A 17474-nucleotide genomic window follows, 5' to 3' on the forward strand; every position below is an offset into this window, starting at 1 on the left:
GCCGCGAAACATTGCCGGGAACCCAGGATCAGCCGGGACAACTCACTCGAAATACAGCGCCATCCACTCCTGCGGCCGCTCCAGCGGCGCGAATCCGACCTTCTCGTACATGCCGTGCGCGTCCTGCGTGGCCAGCAGCACGCGGCGCAGGCCGTACTCCCGCAGCCGCTCCCGCACCGCCGCGACGAACGCCGTACCGATGCCCTTCCCTCGCACCGGCGGATCGACGTACACGTCGCACAGCCACGCGAAGGTGGCCCGGTCGGTGATGACCCGCGCATAGGCGACCTGGTCCCCGGAGACGGTCTCGTAGACGCCGAAGTTGAGCGACCCGGCGACGGCCCGGTCCTGCTGATCCCGCGATCGCCCGAGCGCCCAGTAGGCGTCCTCCGACAACCAGCGGTGCACCCGCGCGACGTCGATCCGCCCGGCGTCGGCGGAGATCTCGTATCCCTCGGCAAGGTTCGGTACAGAGCTCATACCGGGAGGCTCGCAGGTCACGGGAGCAGAGGTCGAGGCCTTTTCGGCGACCGCCGCCGGCCCGTGCGACCGCCCCTCACCCGCGGGACGGGCCGGAGCGCCCGTCGCGTGCCACGCTCCGCGCCCACAGCACCAGCGGGACCTGGAGCGGCAGCCGCGCGTAGGCCGCGGTGCGCAGCGGGGCGGGCCGGTGGCGCCAGTCGACGGCCATCTGGACGTTGGCGGGGAACACGCCGACGAAGAACGCCGCCGCCGCCCGCGCGCCGGCCCGCCGGGTCCGGGGCACGGCCAGCCCGGCCGCCAGGGCGATCTCCACGACGCCGCTCGCATACGTCCAGGCCCGCGGCGAGCCCGGAAGCACCCGGGGAACGGTCGCGTCGAACTGCCGCGGGACGACGAAATGTGCGACACCTGCGGTCGCCAGCAGACCTGCGAGCATCAGAGGTGAGCGCTTCGACCGGGCCACGGTGCCTCCTCGGGATGACGTGGCGGTGATGTTACTGGACGGTAGGGGCGGCGGGTCCACACCTTCCACGAGCCCGGGCGCAGCGGCCCGGCAGACTCACAGCACCTCGTCACCGGCCGCCCGCAACCGCCGTACCCCCTCCGTGATCTCCCCCACCCCCGCCACCGCCGCGAAGCTCAGGCGGACGTGGCCCGCCGGCGGTTCGGCGCTGAAGTAGGGGCGGCCGGGGGTGAGGGCCACTCCGGCGCGCAGGGCGGCCGCGGTGAAGGCGGACTCGTCGGTGCCGTCGGGCAGACGGAGCCAGAGGTGGTAGCCGCCCGAGGGGATGTGCGCGAGGGCCAGTTCGGGCAGGTGCAGCCCGAGCGCCGCCGTCATCGCGTCGCGGCGGGCCTTCAGCTCCACCGAGACCGTGCGCAGATGGCGGGGCCATGCGGGCGAGCCGACGAGTTCCAGGGCCGCCTCCTGCAGGGGCCTGGGCACGAAGAAGGTGTCGACCACCTGGATGGCGCGCAGCCGTTCCAGCACCGGCCCGCGCGCGGCCAGGGCGCTCACCCGGAAGCTCGGCGAGGTCACCTTCGTCAGCGAGCAGACGTGCACCACCACGCCGTCGGGGTCGTCGGCGGCCAGCGGGCGCGGCAGCGGCCCGGCGTCCGCGTGCACCAGCCGCCGCACGAAGTCGTCCTCGACCACGAACGCCCCGGCCTCCCGCGCGATGCGCAGCACCTCACCGCGCCGCTGCGGCGCGAGCACCGCGCCGGTGGGGTTCTGGAACAGGGGCTGGCAGACGAAGACCCGGGCCCCGCTCGCCCGGAACGCGTGGGCGAGCAGCGCCGGCTTCACGCCGTCCGCGTCCACCGGCACGGGCACGGGACGCAGGCCCGCCGCGCGGGCGATCGCCAGCATGCCCGGGGTGACTCGACCAGAACCGGCGCGCCGGGCGGCGCCAGGGCACGCAGCGCGGTCGTCAGGGCCGACTGGCCGCCGGACGTGATCAGCACCTCGGCGGCGGTGACCGTGTCGCCGATGCTCCTGGCGAACCACTCACGCAGCTCCGGCAGCCCCTCCAGCGGCGGCCGCCCCCACGCGCCCGGACGCCGGCCCGCACGGGAGAGCGCCGCCGCCATGGCCTTCTCCGGCTGGAGCGACGGATGCAGATAGCCGCCGTTGAACTCGGTCACCCCCGGCGGCGGCGCGGCGAGCGAGACGGTGACCCCGGCCGCGTCCACGGTGCGGGGTACGAGCTCCGCGGCGGCGTCCGCGCTGAGCGCGACCTCCTGCCACGAGGTGTCGCCCCCGGGAGCGCCGCCGGTGCGCGGGCGGGCCCGGAACGCGCCGGCGCCGGGCCGGGTGACGACCAGGCCCTCCGCGGCGAGCTGGGCGAGGGCCCGGGAGACGGTCACCGGGCTGACCCGGAATCGCTCCACGAGCGCCCGGCTGGACGGGAGCTTTCCACCGGGAGAGTAGTGGTTGAGTTCCCCTCGTAGCCGGTTTGCCAGTTCAGCCACGCTGCTACTCTGTTGCATGAAGACACAGAGTAGCGCTATCGCGCCGACCCGGATAGCAGTCAGCGGTCGGCCGCCGGCCTCACTCGGCACCCTCCAGGCCGCGCTCGGCGTCATCGCCTTCTCCCTCACCTTCCCGGCCACCGCATGGGGCCTGGAGGGCTTCGGGCCCTGGTCGCTGGTCGCCGTGCGGAGCGTGCTCGCGGCACTGATCGCCGGCGGGTGTCTGCTGGCGCTGCGTGTACCTCTGCCCGCCCGGGAGCACTGGGCCGGCCTCACGGTCGTCGCCGCCGGTGTCGTCCTCGGCTTCCCGCTGCTCACCACGCTCGCCCTGGAGACCTCGACCACCGCCCACGCCGCCGTCGTCGTGGGCCTGCTGCCGCTGACGACCGCGCTGATGTCGGCCCTGCGCATGGGCACCCGCCCCTCCCGCACCTTCTGGGTGGCGGCGCTCGCGGGCGCGGTCGCGGTGCTGGCCTTCACGGTGCAGCAGAGCGGCGGCGCCCTGTCCCGCGCCGACCTGTACCTCTTCGCGGCGCTGCTGGTGTGCGCCGCCGGCTACACCGAGGGCGGGCGGCTGGCCCGGCTCATGCCGGGCTGGCACGTGATCGGCTGGGCGCTGGCGCTGTGTCTGCCCCTCACGGTGCCCCTCGCCGCGGTGGCCCTGTCGTACGAGCCCGTGCAGCTCACCTTCCACAGCGTGGCGGGCGTGCTGTGGGTCGCGGCGGGCTCGCAGTTCCTGGGCCTGGTCGTCTGGTACCGGGGCATGGCGGCCGTCGGCGTCCCCAAGGCCAGCCAGTTGCAGTTGGCCCAGCCGCTGCTCACACTGGTGTGGTCGGTGCTGCTGCTGGGCGAGCATCTGACCGTGGCCGCCCCGTTGACGGCCGCGGCCGTGCTCGTCTGCATCGCCGTCACGCAACGGTCGCGCGGCTGAGCGGCGTTCGCACCGGTACCGGCCGGAGCTGTCCGCCGTAGACTCGACGTCGAGGACCGCTGCTCCCGCACATCGTGAGGAGGTCCCAGATGCGCGCAATCGTGGGCGACCAGCTTGTCCAGCACGGCAGGGTGGTCGGACAGCACGACAAGGTCGGCGAGATCGTCGAAGTGCTGGGCCAGAAGGGCGAACCCCCGTACCGCGTCCGCTTCCAGGACGGGCACGAGGGGCTGTGCTCCCCGGGTCCCGACACGGAGATCCGGCACAGGGAAACCACCACCGGGCGGTGATTCAGCGCGGGGGCGCCGCCTGCTGCCCGTAGTGGTCGGCGACCACCCGCGCCATGGCCCCGTGGGCGTCCACCGCCACCTCCCGGGCGGCGAAGTAGACGTGCCCGCGCACCTCCGGGTGGCCCTTGGCGAACGTCAGGTGCCGGGACAGCTCGGCCTGGTCCTGCCAGCGAGCGGGCTGGGCCGGGTCTCCCGCCTTGTACAGCGCCTCCCCCAGGTACAGCTGCGTCCCGGTGCCCCGCGCCACCTCCGCCCACCAGGGCACGAGCTTGGCGTAGTCGGCGGCCGAGTTGCCGATGTGCCAGTACAACTGCGGGCAGATGTAGTCGATCCAGTTCTCACGCACCCACTTGCGGGTGTCCGCGTACACGTCGTCGTACGACTGCAGCGCCCGGGTGTCCGAGCCGCGCGGGTCGGTGGAGGCGTTGCGCCAGACCCCGAAAGGGCTGATCCCGAACCGGGTGCCGGGGCGGATCTGCTGGATGCGGGTGGCGGTGTCGCGTACCAGCCGGTCGATGTTGTCGCGCCGCCAGTCGGCGCGGCCCGGGAAGGCGCCGCCGTAGGTGTCGTAGGCCTCGTCGTCGTCGAAGGTCTGGCCGGCGACCGGGTACGGGTAGAAGTAGTCGTCGAAGTGGACGGCGTCGACCGGGTAGCGTGCCACCGCGTCCAGCATCGCGTCCCGCACAAACGTGCGGACCTGTGGCAGCCCGGGGTTGTAGTAGAGCTTCCCGCCGTACGCCACCACCCAGTCGGGGTGCTGCCGGGCCGGGTGGGAGGCGACGAGGCGGCTCGGATCGGTGTGCATCGCGACCCGCAGCGGGTTGAACCAGGCGTGCAGTTCCAGCCCCCGGGCGTGCGCCTCCGTGACGGCCGTGCCGAGCGGGTCCCAGCCGGGGTCGCGGCCCTGGGTGCCCGTGAGGTACTGCGACCACGGCTCGTACGACGACGGCCACAGGGCGTCGGCCGTGGGCCGCACCTGGAGGATCACCGTGTTCAGCCGTCGCCTGGCCGCCGTGTCGAGATGGGCGAGCAGTTCGGCGCGCTGCTCGGCGGCCGGCAGGCCCGTGCGCGACGGCCAGTCGCGGTTGGTCACGGTGGCCACCCACATGCCCCGCATCTCGGTGCCGGCGCGAGGCCGCCGCGCGGGGGCCGCGCCCGCGTCACCGGCAGCCGCCAGCGTGGTCAGTGCGGCCAGCGCGAACGCCCGGCGTGACAGCCGTCCCATGGAAAACACCCCTGTACTCTGCGGATCCATCCCGTCACGAATCGTCTCCGCGGCACAGCATGCACCCACCCCTGCGATCGATCATCGATACTTACGGGTAACGTGCACGAACGGAGCAGGCACCGAACCCGGCGGACCTGCCGAGTCAGCGAAGGGGACGATGTGACCGACATCGAGCGCGTCGGAGTCGTGGGCTGCGGCCAGATGGGAGCGGGCATCGCCGAGGTGTGCGCCCGCGCCGGACTGGATGTGAAGGTCGCCGAGACCACCGGCGAGGCCCTGGAGATCGGCCGTACCCGGCTGTTCAACTCCCTGTCCAAGGCGGCCGAGCGCGGCAAGATCAGCGAGGAGGAGCGGGAGGCGACGCAGGCGCGCCTGAGCTTCACCACCGACCTCGGCGAGTTCGCCGACCGCGACCTGGTGATCGAGGCCGTCGTCGAGAACGAGCAGGTCAAGACCGAGATCTTCCAGGTGCTCGACCAGGTGGTGACCCGGCCGGACGCCATCCTGGCGTCGAACACCTCGTCCATCCCGCTGGTGAAGCTGGCGGTCGCCACCTCGCGCCCCGACCAGGTCATCGGCATCCACTTCTTCAACCCGGCCCCGGTGCAGCAGCTGGTCGAGCTGATCCCGGCGCTGACCACGTCCGAGGGCACGCTCGGCCGGGCCCAGCTGTTCACCGAGAAGACGCTGGGCAAGCACAGCATCCGCGCACAGGACCGCTCGGGCTTCGTGGTCAACGCGCTGCTGATCCCGTATCTGCTCTCCGCGATCCGGATGTTCGAGTCGGGCATCGCCAGCCGTGAGGACATCGACAACGGCATGGAGATGGGTTGCGCCCACCCGATGGGCCCCCTGAAGCTCTCCGACCTGATCGGACTGGACACCGTGGCCTCCGTGGCGCAGAGCATGTACGAGGAGTACAAGGAGCCGCTGTACGCCGCTCCCCCGCTGCTGCAGCGGATGGTCGACGCGGGCCGGATGGGCCGCAAGAGCGGCTCGGGCTTCTACACGTACGGCTGATTACGGACGGTAGGTTTTCGGCCAGGCGCGGGCCCGGCACCGGTCTTCCGGTGCCGGGCCCGCGGCATTCACACACCGTGTGCGCGCCGGGCACGCATATGCCCCACGCACACGCTCCCCACGCACCCACCAGGCGAGTTGACTCGTGGTGCGCATGCAAGGGATGTGATTCGACTACGGAAAGGAGCGGTTCGTGACCGCCGATCCCGAGCATTCCGTCGTCCATGGTGAACTCGCAGAGTTACGGCGCCGGCTAGACGTGGCGTACGCACGGGTCGAGGGCGGGCTGGCGCTGCTCAGCCACCGCACCGAGGAGACGACCAAGGAACTCGACGAGGTGAACGCCCGCCTCGTCACCCTGGAACACGCCCGCTGGCCGCTGCCGTCGGTCGCGGCCGTGACGGCTGTGGGCGCCCTGGTCGTGTCGCTCTGGCAGGCACTGGGGAGGTAGCTCAGGGCAAGGTGTCCTGGCCCAGCCTGAGATGGTGCAGCAACAGCAGCGCGGCCGCCATGTTGGCGGCCGGGACCTCGCCGCGGGCGACCAGGTCGGGGACGACCTTGAGGGGGAGCCACTCCCTGCGGTCCGACTCGAAGTCGTCCACCGGGTGTCCGACGTACTCGCCTTCGTCGGCCCAGTAGATGTGGTGCCGGGCGTCGGTGAGGCCGTTGGACGGCTCCACGCTCATCAGGTGCCGCAGGGGTCCCGGCCGCCAGCCGGTCTCCTCCTCCAGTTCCCGGGCGGCCGCACGCACGACGTCCTCCCCGTCCTCGACGACGCCGGCCGCGAGTTCCCACCCCCAGCTGTCGGTGATGAAGCGGTGGCGCCACAGGAGCAGGACCTCGTTCGCCTCGTTGACCACCGTGGCCACGGCGACGGGCCGCATCCGTATCAGGAAGTGGTCGAGGTGCCGCCCGTCCGGGAGCTCCACGTCCGCGAGGTTGACGCTGAACCAGCGGTTTTCATACACCGTTTGTTCGTTCTGTTTCGTCCACTGCACGGTCCTGCCACCTTCCTTCGAGTAAGTGGCAATATCGCAGCAGGGACAGGGCAACAGGGAAAAGGCCCGTCTACAGCGGTACGCGCAGGGCCCCGTCGATGAGTTCGGCGGCCTCGGCCGTGCCCGCGCCGCCGCTGCGCGCCAGATGCTCGCGCACCGCCCGGAGCCTGTCGCGCAGCCGCTGGGACTCCATGCCGCGGGCCTGTTCGGCCATCTCCACCGCGGTGGCCACCGCCTTCTCCGCGTTGCCCTGGCGCAGTTCGACGGTGCTGAGCATGGCGAGCCGGTGCACCCGGCCCCGGTCGTGCGCCGGGGTGTCCACGGCCGCCGTGGCGTGTTCCCCGGCGGCGGCGAGCTCGCCGAGGCTGAGCAGCGCCTCCGCCACCTGCACGTTGACCAGGCCCGGCTGGACATAGCCGGTCTCGTCGGGTTCGTGGCCGCGCCGGATGCGTTCGGCGGCCTGCTCGGCCCGCCGGATGCAGGACAGGGCACTCGTGCCGTCGCCGAGGTGTGCGTACGCCTTCGCCTGCATCGCGTACAGGTCGGAGGCGAGCGCCGGGGTGATCTGCTTGCCGGCGGCCCGCAGCGCGGCCTCGGCGAAGGCGACGGCCTGGCGGTGCTCCCGCATGAACAGCGACTGGTTGACCAGCAGCGCGATCACATACGCTCCGAGCCCCCGGTCACCACTGGCCTTGGCGAGCCGCAGCGCCTGATGGAAGTAGCGCTGGGCGAGGCCGTGTGCGTCGGAGTCGTAGGCGCAGATCCCGGCGATCGCCACCAGCCCGCCGGTGGCGCGGTGGAGCTGGCGGCCGGTGGCGTCGGTGTAGCTGCCGCGCAGCAGCGGCGCGGCCTCGGCGTTGAGGAATCCGACGATCCGGGCGCGGGTCGCTATGCCACCGGCCTTGCGGTACATCTGTTCGTAGTGGGCGCGGGCGGCACGCAGCATGTCGAGGTCGGCCGGGGTGACCCGGTGCGGGCCGCCGCGCGAGACGTCGACATCCTCGGGCGGGTTCTCCCACTCCCACACCGGCATCACGGCGGGCGTCCCGGTCACCGCGGGTGCGCCCAGCACATGCGGCCGCTGCTGTTCGTCCGAGCGCCACAGGGCGGTGGCGCGCTCGACGAACCCGGACAGCGAGGTGGCGTGCGCGGTGGCGGGCCGGCCCGGGACGCCGAGGCCGATGTCGTCGAGGGTGACCGGACGGTGCAGGCGGGCGGCGAGCACCTCGCAGATCAGGTCGGGCACGTGGCCGCGCGGGCGCTGGCCCTTCAGCCAGCGGGCCACGGCGGTGTGTTCGTAGCGCAGGACGAGCCCTCGGGAGCGTCCGGCCTGGTTCACATGGGCCGCGAGACCGGCGTGCGAGATCCCCGCCTCGTCCAGGATCGCGTCGAGCAGAGTGTTGGGCTGCATGGGAGGCCCCCCGGGTGGCTCGGTGTCGACAGCGTAGTGAATCCGGCTTCACACGGGGTGTGAACGGAGTGCGCGCATCCGCAGGGTGCGCGCACTGTTGCGGAGAGTTTCCTGCCGGTTGACTGAAATGCCTCGAAAGAGGCCGGCAGGGCCGCCGGCTCCCCCTCGTACAGTGCGGCGGCCCTGCCGGGAGCTCACGCCGGGGAGAGCGCCGGCTAGCGGCGCGTTGTCGGCTGCGGGTGCATCGTGGCGGGCCGCGCCGTTGCGCGCCGGCCCGAAGACCGTCGGGATTGGCGTTCGTTGCGGAGTATCAGGAGGGCCACGTCGTCGGGAAGGGTGCCGCTCGTGTGCCGTAACAGGCGTGTGAACACCGACCCCAGGAGGGCCTGCGGGGAGTGCGTGCCCTCGCGGGCCGCCTCGGTCAGCACGTCGGCGAGTGGAAAGAACCGGCCATGCCCGTCGCGGGCGTCCTCGGCGCCGTCCGTGAAGAGGAACAGCGCGTCGCCGGGGCCGAGTTCGCCGTGGCGTACGGCGGACAGCTCGGCCGGCAGCGGGAACGGGCCGAGCGGCGGCAGGGGTTCGGCCCGGGTCAGCGGCTCGACCGCGCTGTCCCGCAGCCGGTACGGCCACGGATGCCCGCAGTTGAGCGCCCGTACCTCGCCGTCCCTGCCGATCTCCAGCAGCAGGACGGTCACGAACTCCTCGGTCCGTTCCGCGGACGGACGTTCGCGCAGGTGCCGGGCCAGCGCGCGGTCCAGTCTGTGCAGCACCCGGCCGAGGTCGGGCTCGTCGTGCACGGCCTCGCGGAAACTGCCCAGCACGGCGGCGACCGTCCCGAGCGCGTCGAGCCCGTGGCCCCGCACGTCGCCCATCACGACCCGTACACCGTGCTCGGTGGCGATCACCTCGTACAGATCACCGCCGAGGGAGGACCCGCGGTCGGCGGACAGCTGCGCCGCGGCGACGTTCAGCCCGTCGATGCGTGGGGGCAGCGGCCGTAACAGCGCGCTCTGGGCGGCACCGGCGACCTTGCGGGCCTGTCGCAGCTCACGCAGCAGCGTCCGGCGGACATGGAGGACGAGGCCGGTGCCGACCACGAAGAACACGGCGCTGGTGACGATCCGCGCGCCGAGGGAGGTCTGCTGGGCGAGCGGACAGAATAATTTGTAGGTGATCGCCAGGGCACCCCACATCGTGGGCAATCCCAGGGCCCTGATACGGATCATGCGGGTGGCCTCCCATGCAGGCCGTGACAGCGCAGACCGACCTCGAAAGGCCGGTCCGATTCTGTCGCCGCATGGCCCGGTAGGACCAGATCACCGGAAGATCCCACCCGAACGAGTGAGGTGCTTCCGAAGCCCCCGGGGCGGGGAACCGCGTGGCCGGCCGTGGACCGAGCCCGCCGTTCCCCGCGAGGGTCTAGCTGCGCAACTCCGCGCCGGTGCGCTCCGCGGCCAGCGCCACCGCCGCGTCCCGCGCCGCGGACGCCTCGTCGACGGTCAGCGTCCGGTCACCGGCCCGGAACCGCAGCGCGTACGCCAGCGACTTCCGGCCCGCGCCGAGCTGGTCGGCGTTCTCGTACACGTCGAACAGCCGGATGGACTCCAGCAGTTCGCCGGCGCCCTCGCGCAGGGCGGCCTCGACGTCCGCGTGAGCGACCGCCTGCTCGACGACCAGCGCGACGTCCTGCGTGGCCACCGGGAAGGACGAGATGCGGGGTGCCTGCGGGATGTTGTTCCCGATCTCCTCTAGGGCGTCCAGGTTCAGCTCCGTCGCGCAGGTGCGCGCGGGCAGGCCGAGCGCCTTCACCACGCGCGGGTGCAGCTCGCCGGCGTGGCCGACGATCCGCTCGGTGCCGTCGGCGACGACCACGAGCTCGGCGCAGCGGCCCGGGTGCCACGGCCCGTACCGGCCCTTGCGCACGACGAGTTCCGCACCCGCCTCGCGGGCGACCGTACGCGCGGCCTCGACGGCGTCGGCCCAGTCGCCCGGACGGCCCTTGCCCCACCAGCCGGCCTGCTCGCGGGCGCCCGCGAGCAGGACGGCGACGTGGCGCGGCTGTTCGGGCAGCGCGGCATCGAGCGCGGCGATCTCCGCGTCGGTGGGCCGGCGGTCCACCGGCAGATGCGCGGCGGTGCCGCGCTGCTCACCCCGCGGCAGGAAGACCAGCCCGGTCTCGAACAGCGCGAGGTCGTGCGAGCCGCGGCCGTCGTTGCGGCGCAGCGCGCCGAGCAGGCCCGGCAGCAGCGACGTGCGCAGCGCGGGCTCCTCGTCGTTGAGCGGGTTGACCAGCTTAACCACGCGGCGGGCGGGGTCGGCGGCGTCCAGGCCGAGCTGGTCGAAGACCTGCTCGCTGACGAACGGGTAGTTCGGCGCCTCGACGTAGCCGGCGCCCGCCAGCGCCCGGCCGACCCTGCGGTGCAGCCGCTGCCGGTGGGTCAGACCGCGGCCCGACGGGGGCTTGGGCAGCGTGGAGGGCAGGTTCTCGTAGCCCTCCAGGCGGATGACCTCCTCGGCGAGGTCGTTCTGCTCCAGCAGGTCCGGCCGCCAGGACGGGACGGTGACGATCAGCTCGTCCTGCCCGTACACGTCACAGCCGATCTCCTGGAGCCGGCGCACCACGGTCTCCCGCCCGTAGCCGACGCCCGCGACCTTGTCCGGGTGGTCGGCCGGGACGGTGATGGTGTGCGGCGCGGACGGGGCCATGATCTCGGTGACACCGGCCTCGGCGGTGCCGCCCGCGAGCAGCACCAGCAGATCGACCGTGCGCTGCGCGGCGGCCGACGCGGCCTGCGGGTCGACGCCGCGCTCGAAGCGGCGGGAGGCCTCGGAGGACAGCTTGTGGCGACGGGCGGTGCGGGCGATGGAGACCTCGTCGAAGTGCGCGGCCTCGATCACGACGTCGGTCGTGCCGCCCTCGGCGTCCTCGTGGTCCGCGATCTCCGTGTCGGCGCCGCCCATGACGCCCGCGAGTCCGATGGGGCCACGGTCGTCGGTGATGACCAGGTCCTCGGCGTGCAGCTTCCGCTCCACGCCGTCGAGGGTGACGATCTTCTCGCCCTCCGCGGCCCGGCGGACACCGATGGTGCCCTGGACCAGGGAGCGGTCGTAGGCGTGCAGCGGCTGGCCGAGCTCCATCATCACGTAGTTGGTGACGTCGACGGCGAGCGAGATCGGGCGCATGCCGGCCTTCTGCAGCCGGCGCTTCAGCCAGATCGGGGAGCGTGCCTCGGGGCGCAGCCCGGAGACCGTGCGGGCGGTGAAGCGGTCGCAGCCCATCGGCTCGGAGACCTTCACCGGGTAGCCGTAGGCGTTCGGCGCGGGGACGTCGAGCAGGGCCGGGTCGCGCAGCGGCAGGCCGTAGGCGATGGCGGTCTCGCGGGCGACGCCGCGGATGGACAGGCAGTCGCCGCGGTTGGCGGTGACGGCGATGTCCAGCACCTCGTCGACCAGCTCGAGCAGCTCGATCGCGTCCTTGCCGACCTCGGTCTCGGGCGGCAGCACGATGATGCCCTTGGTGCCGTCGTCGCCCATGCCCAGCTCGTCGCTGGAGCAGATCATGCCGTGCGAGGTCTTGCCGTAGGTCTTGCGCGCGGAGATGGCGAAGCCGCCGGGGAGCACGGCGCCGGGGAGGACCACGACGACCTTGTCGCCGACGGCGAAGTTACGGGCGCCGCAGACGATCTCCTGGGGCTCGCCGGTGCCGTTGGCCTGGCCGACGTCGACGGTGCAGAAGCGGATCGGCTTCTTGAACTCCGTCAGCTCCTCGATGGTCAGCACCTGGCCGACGACCAAGGGGCCCTTGAGGCCGTCGCCGAGCTGCTCGACGGTCTCGACCTCCAGACCGGCCGAAATGAGCTTGGCCTGCACGTCACGACCGGTCTCCGTCTCCGGCAGGTCGACGTACTCCCGCAGCCAAGAAAGCGGGACCCGCATCAGATCTCCATCCCGAACGGCCGGGTGAACCGGACGTCACCCTCGACCATGTCTCGCATGTCCTCGACGTTGTGGCGGAACATCAGCATCCGCTCGATGCCGAACCCGAAGGCGAAGCCGCTGTACTTCTCCGGGTCGACGCCGCAGGCGGTGAGCACCCGCGGGTTGACCATGCCGCAGCCGCCCAGCTCGATCCAGCCCTCGCTGGAGCAGGTGCGGCAGGGCCGGTCGGGGTTGCCCACGGACTCGCCGCGGCAGACGTAGCACACCATGTCCATCTCGGCGGACGGCTCGGTGAACGGGAAGAAGTTCGGCCGCAGCCGGGTCTTCATGCCCTCGCCGAACAGCGACTGCACCATGTGGTCGAGGGTGCCCTTGAGGTCGGCCATGGTCAGGCCCTCGTCGACGGCGAGCAGCTCGACCTGGTGGAAGACCGGGGTGTGCGTGGCGTCCAGCTCGTCGGTGCGGTACACGCGGCCGGGGCAGATCACGTAGACCGGCAGCTCGCGCTCCAGCAGGGAGCGGATCTGCACCGGCGAGGTGTGGGTGCGCAGCACGACGCCGGAGTCGGCGGTGCCGTCCGGGCCCTCGACGAAGAACGTGTCCGCCTCACCGCGGGCCGGATGGTCCGGGCCGATGTTGAGGGCGTCGAAGTTGAACCACTCGGCCTCGACCTGCGGGCCCTCGGCGACCTCGTAGCCCATGGCCACGAAGACGTCCTCGATGCGCTCGGAGAGCGTGGTCAGCGGGTGCCGGGCACCGGCGGGCACGCGGTCGTAGGGCAGCGTGACGTCCACCGCCTCCTCGACCAGCACCCGGGCGTCCCGCTCGGCCTCCAGTTCGGCCTGGCGGGCGGCCAGGGCCTTGCTGACGGCACCACGGGCCTGGCCGACCAGCTTGCCGGCGGCCGCCTTGGCGTGCGGGGGCAGGGCGCCGATCTCGCGGTTGGCCAGCGCCAGTGGGGAGGTGCCGCCGGTGTGGGCGACCTTGGCCTCCTGGAGCGCGTCGAGGGAGTCCGCGGCGGCGAAGGCGGCGAGCGCCTCGTCCCGCATGCGCTCGATCTCTTCCGGTTTCAACGCCTCGACCTCGACAGGGTCGTACGACTTATTCGGTGCCGACATCTCTTCCCGTGCTTCCGATTGGCTGGCTGAAGGCCCCGTCACCGACCGGCTGGGCCGTCCGTGGGACACAAAGGTGCCAAAGGCCGAGTCTAACGGGGTGACGAGGGACGAATGCGCCCGTGGCCGTCCGGCCCACCCGTCACCCCCGCGCCCTGTACGACGCTACGCACTCCCTAGTGCCGCAACAGGCACTAGAATTCGAACGCCGGCGCCGCCACGGGCAACGTGAAGCGGAACTCCGCGCCGCCGCCGTGGGCGCGGCCGACCGTGATGGTGCCGCCGTGGGCCTCGACGATGCCCTTGACGATGTACAGCCCGAGGCCCGTGCCACCCCGCTTGCTGCCCCGCCAGAAGCGGGTGAAGACGCGGTTCATGGACTCCTCCGGGATGCCGGTGCCCTCGTCGCTCACGGTGACCGACGTGCCGGCGTCCTCTCCTTCGCGGGGGGACGCGGCGGGCGTGATGTCGATGGTGACGGTTCCCTCGCCGTGCCGCACGGCATTTTCGATGAGATTGCTCAGCACCTGGTCGATCTTGTCGGGGTCGGCCCACAGCTCTGGCAGTGGCTGTTCCAGGCGGAGCAGGAACCGGTCGGCGGGCAGGCCCGCGGCGACGTACGCCTGGATGTGCCGGCCGACGGCGGCGCCCATGTCGACGGGCTGGCGGCGCACCTCCAGCCGGCCCGAGTCGATCCGTGAGATGTCGAGGAGCTCGGCGATGAGCCGGGTGACGCGGTCGGCGTCGGCGTCGACGGTCTCCAGCATCAGCCGCTTCTGGTCGTCGGTGAACCTCGCCCACTTGGCCAGCAGCGTGGCCGTGAACCCCTTGACCGAGGTGAGCGGCGAGCGCAGCTCGTGGGCGACGGTGGCGATCAGCTCGGCGTGACTGCGCTCGGTACGGCGGCGGGCCTCGGTGTCCCGGAGCGAGACGACCACGCGGCGGACGGGTCCGGTGGGGGCGGTGCGGACGTAGCGCGCCGAGACGAGCACCTCCCGCCCGCCCGGCAGCAGCAGGTTCCGCTCCGGCTGCCGCACCCGGGTGGCGAGGCCGCCGTAGGGGTCGGTCAGCTGCCACCAGCGCCTGCCCTCCAGATCCTCCAGGGGCAGCGCCTTGTCCAGCGGCTGCCCGAGCACCTCGGCGGCGGCGACGGCGGTGATGCGTTCGGCGGCGGCGTTGAAGCAGATCACGTGCCCGTTCTCGTCGGCGACGACGAGGCCGTCGGGCAGTTCGTCGGGGTCGATACCGGGCCCGGCCGGTTCTCCGTGCCGCGACGCGGGCGGGCGCCGCACGTCCCGCCCCCCCGGAGCGCTGCTCGTGCCGACGCTCATCCGCGTACCCCACCTCTCAGACGGAGCAGGAGGCCCCCGAGCTGGCCACCCTACTAGCTCGCGGTGACGCTGCGGCAGCCTCCGGGGGCACGCTGTGCACGGGCCGACGCATAGAGGCATACGGCCGCGGCGGTCGCGAGGTTCAGGCTCTCGGCCTTTCCGTGGATCGGGACGCGCACCACGGCGTCCGCGAGGGCGCGGGTCTCCTCGGGCAGACCCCAGGCCTCGTTGCCGAAGACCCAGGCGGTCGGGCCACCCATGGTGCCCTTGTCCAGCTCGTCGTCGAGGTCGTCCTGCCCGGCCCCGTCGGCGGCGAGGATCCGCACCCCGGCGTCCTTCAGCCCGGCCACGGCCCGCTCGACGGGCACCCCGACGGCGACCGGCAGATGGAACAGCGACCCGACGGAGGCGCGCACGGCCTTGGGGTTGTACAGGTCGACGGAGGCGTCGGTCAGCACGACCGCCTCGGCGCCGGCGGCGTCGGCGCAGCGCAGCACGGTCCCGGCGTTGCCCGGGTCACGCACGTGGGCGAGCACGGCGACCAGCCGCGGCCGGGCGGCGAGGATCTCCTCGAAGGGTGTGTCCAGGAACCGGCAGATCCCCACCAGGCCCTGCGGGGTCACGGTCGTGGAGATGTCGGCGATGACCTCTTCGGAAGCCAGGTGCAGCCGGGCGCCGGTGCCGCGGGCCTCACCGATGATGTCGGCGTACCGCTCGGCGGCCTCCACGGTCGCGAACAGCTCCACGAGCGTCCCCGGCTGCGCCCCGGCCTCCCGCACGGCCTGCGGCCCCTCCGCGAGGAACAGCCGCTCCTTGCCCCGGAAGTTGCGCCTGGCCAGCCGCCGGGCGGCCAGGACGCGGGGGGAACGCGGGGAGATCAGCTCGGGGCTGACGGGGGGCATCTCGGCTCACCTTCACAACAACTACGCAGTCACAAAGAGACGGACCCGCAGGGGAAACCCACGGGTCCGTCAGGTCACGTCGGCTCAGGCCGGCGCGAGCGTCACGCGGCCTTCGGCGCGTTGACGTCCGCCGGCAGCGCCTTCTGCGCGACCTCGACGAGCGCGGCGAACGCGGTGGCGTCGTTCACGGCGAGCTCGGCCAGGATCTTGCGGTCGACCTCGACGTTGGCGGCCTTCAGGCCCTGGATGAAGCGGTTGTACGTGATGCCGTTGGCGCGGGCAGCGGCGTTGATGCGCTGGATCCACAGCTGGCGGAAGTCACCCTTGCGCTTCTTGCGGTCGTTGTAGTTGTAGACCAGCGAGTGGGTGACCTGCTCCTTGGCCTTGCGGTACAGGCGCGAGCGCTGACCGCGGTAGCCGGAGGCCTGCTCGAGGATCGCCCGGCGCTTCTTGTGGGCGTTGACTGCCCGCTTGACGCGTGCCACTTGTTAACTCCTTGTAGCGGGGCCGTGGTTGTCCTCACACGGCCCGGAATCGATGGGGTCCCGGTCCAGACGTACGACGCTCAGTGGCGCCCGTACGTCACTTGCCGAGAAGCTTCTTGATCTTCGCGGCGTCGCCCGGGGCCATCTCGGCGTTGCCGGTGAGGCGACGCGTCACGCGGGACGACTTGTGCTCGAGCAGGTGGCGCTTGCCGGCGCGCTCACGGAGCACCTTGCCGGAGCCGGTGATCTTGAAGCGCTTGCTGGCACCGCTGTGCGACTTGTTCTTCGGCATAGCGCCGTTCTCTCCTCGTCGGTGGCGCTCCGGTGCCCGGTCGCGAAAACCGGGCACGGTGGAGCGTCGCTCTTGTTTCGGTTACGTCTCCTGGGGACTCTCGTCCCCCGGGGTCACGCCTCGGCGGGGGCCTCTGCCGGAGCCTCGGCTTCCGCGGCGTTCTGCGACTTGCCGGGGTTGGCCTTCGCTTCGGCCTTGCGGGCCTCCTGCGCCTGGCGAGCCTCGGCCATCGCCTCGGTCTTCTTCTTGTGCGGACCGAGAACCATGATCATGTTGCGGCCGTCCTGCTTCGGGTTCGACTCCACGAAACCGAGGTCCTGGACATCCTCCGCCAGTCGCTGCAGCAGCCGGTAGCCCAGCTCGGGCCGGGACTGCTCACGCCCACGGAACATGATCGTGATCTTGACCTTGTCGCCCTGCTTGAGGAACCGGACGACGTGACCCTTCTTGGTGTCATAGTCGTGCGGGTCGATCTTCGGCCGGAGCTTCATCTCCTTGATGACCGTGTGCGCCTGGTTCTTGCGCGCCTCACGGGCCTTCATGGCCGACTCGTACTTGAACTTCCCGTAGTCCATGAGCTTGCACACGGGCGGACGGGCGTTCGCCGCGACCTCGACCAGGTCCAGGTCGTACTCCTGCGCAAGCTCCAGTGCCTTAGCGAGCGGGACGATGCCCACCTGCTCGCCACTGGGACCGACAAGTCGCACCTCGGGAACGCGAATCCGGTCGTTGATGCGGGGCTCGGCGCTGATGGATCCTCCTCGGTAGCACCACGCGACGGTCTGGCGGACAGCCGCGTAACGTCTGTGTTCGTTAGACCGAACCGCGCCGAAGCAGAAAAAATGCCCCGGACGATCACAGGCGGGGGCTCCTCGAACTACCGGAGCGACCGCCGCGGTGACCGCGGGGCGCACTTTCGGGCGGTGTGCCGTCACGGAGGACGGGACCGCCTGACCGGTGACCCGCCGCCCTCGAGGGCGGTCAGGTGGGAGTTCGAAGCCTCCACTTGTAGGTCGGGCTCGTGAGCTGTGAGGCATACGTGTCCGACCGGTCGTTACACAAGGTTAGCAGCCTCGCCCGG

Annotated in this window: 17 protein-coding genes and 1 pseudogene; 4 read left to right on the top strand and 14 right to left on the bottom strand. The window is 71.9% G+C overall.

Annotated features, from left to right (window positions below; translation table 11 throughout):
* Positions 1 to 42: 42 nt before the first annotated feature.
* The 3 genes and pseudogenes from ACIHCM_RS19600 to ACIHCM_RS19610 form a co-directional block, all read right to left on the bottom strand.
* Complete coding sequence (locus ACIHCM_RS19600) at positions 43 to 480, bottom strand: GNAT family N-acetyltransferase (protein WP_399897303.1); 438 nt, start codon at positions 478 to 480, stop codon at positions 43 to 45.
* A 76-nt stretch (positions 481 to 556) separates the two neighbouring features.
* Positions 557 to 946 (bottom strand): MauE/DoxX family redox-associated membrane protein, encoded by a 390-nt coding sequence (locus ACIHCM_RS19605; RefSeq protein WP_399897306.1) that lies wholly within the window; start codon positions 944 to 946, stop codon positions 557 to 559.
* Between the two features lie 96 nt (positions 947 to 1042).
* Positions 1043 to 2469, bottom strand: a pseudogene (locus tag ACIHCM_RS19610) (PLP-dependent aminotransferase family protein).
* Between ACIHCM_RS19610 and ACIHCM_RS19615 the strand changes: the two are divergent.
* Positions 2468 to 3382 (top strand): DMT family transporter, encoded by a 915-nt coding sequence (locus ACIHCM_RS19615; protein ID WP_399897309.1) that lies wholly within the window; start codon positions 2468 to 2470, stop codon positions 3380 to 3382. The pseudogene ACIHCM_RS19610 and the gene ACIHCM_RS19615 sit on opposite strands and share 2 nt — an antisense overlap.
* 89 nt (positions 3383 to 3471) lie before the next feature.
* Positions 3472 to 3672, top strand: a complete 201-nt coding sequence (locus ACIHCM_RS19620; RefSeq protein ID WP_365451345.1) for a DUF1918 domain-containing protein — start codon at positions 3472 to 3474, stop codon at positions 3670 to 3672.
* Between the two features lies 1 nt (position 3673).
* Here the strand turns inward: ACIHCM_RS19620 and ACIHCM_RS19625 are convergent, their stop codons facing one another.
* Positions 3674 to 4897: a glycoside hydrolase family 10 protein gene (locus ACIHCM_RS19625; protein ID WP_399897312.1), complete on the bottom strand. Its 1224-nt coding sequence runs from the start codon at positions 4895 to 4897 to the stop codon at positions 3674 to 3676.
* 162 nt (positions 4898 to 5059) lie between these two features.
* Between ACIHCM_RS19625 and ACIHCM_RS19630 the strand changes: the two genes are divergently transcribed.
* The gene (locus tag ACIHCM_RS19630; RefSeq protein ID WP_399897315.1) at positions 5060 to 5920 is read left to right on the top strand and encodes a 3-hydroxybutyryl-CoA dehydrogenase; all 861 of its coding nucleotides are present in this window, start codon (positions 5060 to 5062) and stop codon (positions 5918 to 5920) included.
* 193 nt (positions 5921 to 6113) lie between these two features.
* Positions 6114 to 6371, top strand: a complete 258-nt coding sequence (locus ACIHCM_RS19635) for a hypothetical protein (RefSeq protein ID WP_393102813.1) — start codon at positions 6114 to 6116, stop codon at positions 6369 to 6371.
* Between the two features lies 1 nt (position 6372).
* Here ACIHCM_RS19635 and ACIHCM_RS19640 read toward each other — a convergent pair whose 3' ends face one another.
* From ACIHCM_RS19640 to infC, 10 genes are all read right to left on the bottom strand, one after another.
* Entirely contained in the window at positions 6373 to 6918 is a 546-nt protein-coding gene (locus ACIHCM_RS19640; protein WP_399897318.1) for an NUDIX hydrolase, read from the bottom strand.
* Between the two features lie 70 nt (positions 6919 to 6988).
* The gene (locus tag ACIHCM_RS19645; protein WP_399897321.1) at positions 6989 to 8329 is read right to left on the bottom strand and encodes a transcriptional regulator; all 1341 of its coding nucleotides are present in this window, start codon (positions 8327 to 8329) and stop codon (positions 6989 to 6991) included.
* A 215-nt stretch (positions 8330 to 8544) separates the two neighbouring features.
* Entirely contained in the window at positions 8545 to 9555 is a 1011-nt protein-coding gene (locus ACIHCM_RS19650; RefSeq protein ID WP_399897324.1) for a PP2C family protein-serine/threonine phosphatase, read from the bottom strand.
* A gap of 193 nt (positions 9556 to 9748) precedes the next feature.
* Positions 9749 to 12265, bottom strand: a complete 2517-nt coding sequence (gene pheT / locus ACIHCM_RS19655) for a phenylalanine--tRNA ligase subunit beta (protein WP_399897327.1) — start codon at positions 12263 to 12265, stop codon at positions 9749 to 9751.
* On the bottom strand, positions 12265 to 13386 hold the full coding sequence (gene pheS / locus ACIHCM_RS19660; protein ID WP_399897330.1) for a phenylalanine--tRNA ligase subunit alpha: 1122 nt from the start codon (positions 13384 to 13386) through the stop codon (positions 12265 to 12267). Before pheS ends, pheT begins: the two co-directional genes overlap by 1 nt.
* 191 nt (positions 13387 to 13577) lie before the next feature.
* Positions 13578 to 14714, bottom strand: coding sequence for an ATP-binding protein (locus ACIHCM_RS19665; protein ID WP_399897333.1), 1137 nt, complete (start codon positions 14712 to 14714; stop codon positions 13578 to 13580).
* Between the two features lie 53 nt (positions 14715 to 14767).
* Positions 14768 to 15616 carry a TrmH family RNA methyltransferase gene (locus ACIHCM_RS19670; protein ID WP_399897336.1) on the bottom strand — a complete coding sequence of 283 codons (849 nt, stop codon included), beginning with the start codon at positions 15614 to 15616 and terminating at the stop codon, positions 14768 to 14770.
* A 101-nt stretch (positions 15617 to 15717) separates the two neighbouring features.
* Positions 15718 to 16101 carry a 50S ribosomal protein L20 gene (gene rplT, locus ACIHCM_RS19675; RefSeq protein ID WP_004933571.1) on the bottom strand — a complete coding sequence of 128 codons (384 nt, stop codon included), beginning with the start codon at positions 16099 to 16101 and terminating at the stop codon, positions 15718 to 15720.
* A 97-nt stretch (positions 16102 to 16198) separates the two neighbouring features.
* Positions 16199 to 16393, bottom strand: a complete 195-nt coding sequence (rpmI, locus tag ACIHCM_RS19680) for a 50S ribosomal protein L35 (RefSeq protein WP_003977225.1) — start codon at positions 16391 to 16393, stop codon at positions 16199 to 16201.
* 113 nt (positions 16394 to 16506) lie between these two features.
* Positions 16507 to 17145 carry a translation initiation factor IF-3 gene (infC, locus tag ACIHCM_RS19685; RefSeq protein ID WP_399897865.1) on the bottom strand — a complete coding sequence of 213 codons (639 nt, stop codon included), beginning with the start codon at positions 17143 to 17145 and terminating at the stop codon, positions 16507 to 16509.
* Between the last annotated feature and the right edge of the window lie 329 nt (positions 17146 to 17474).

Source organism: Streptomyces sp. NPDC052023 (assembly GCF_044548465.1).
In the GTDB taxonomy this organism is placed as follows: Bacteria; Actinomycetota; Actinomycetes; order Streptomycetales; family Streptomycetaceae; genus Streptomyces.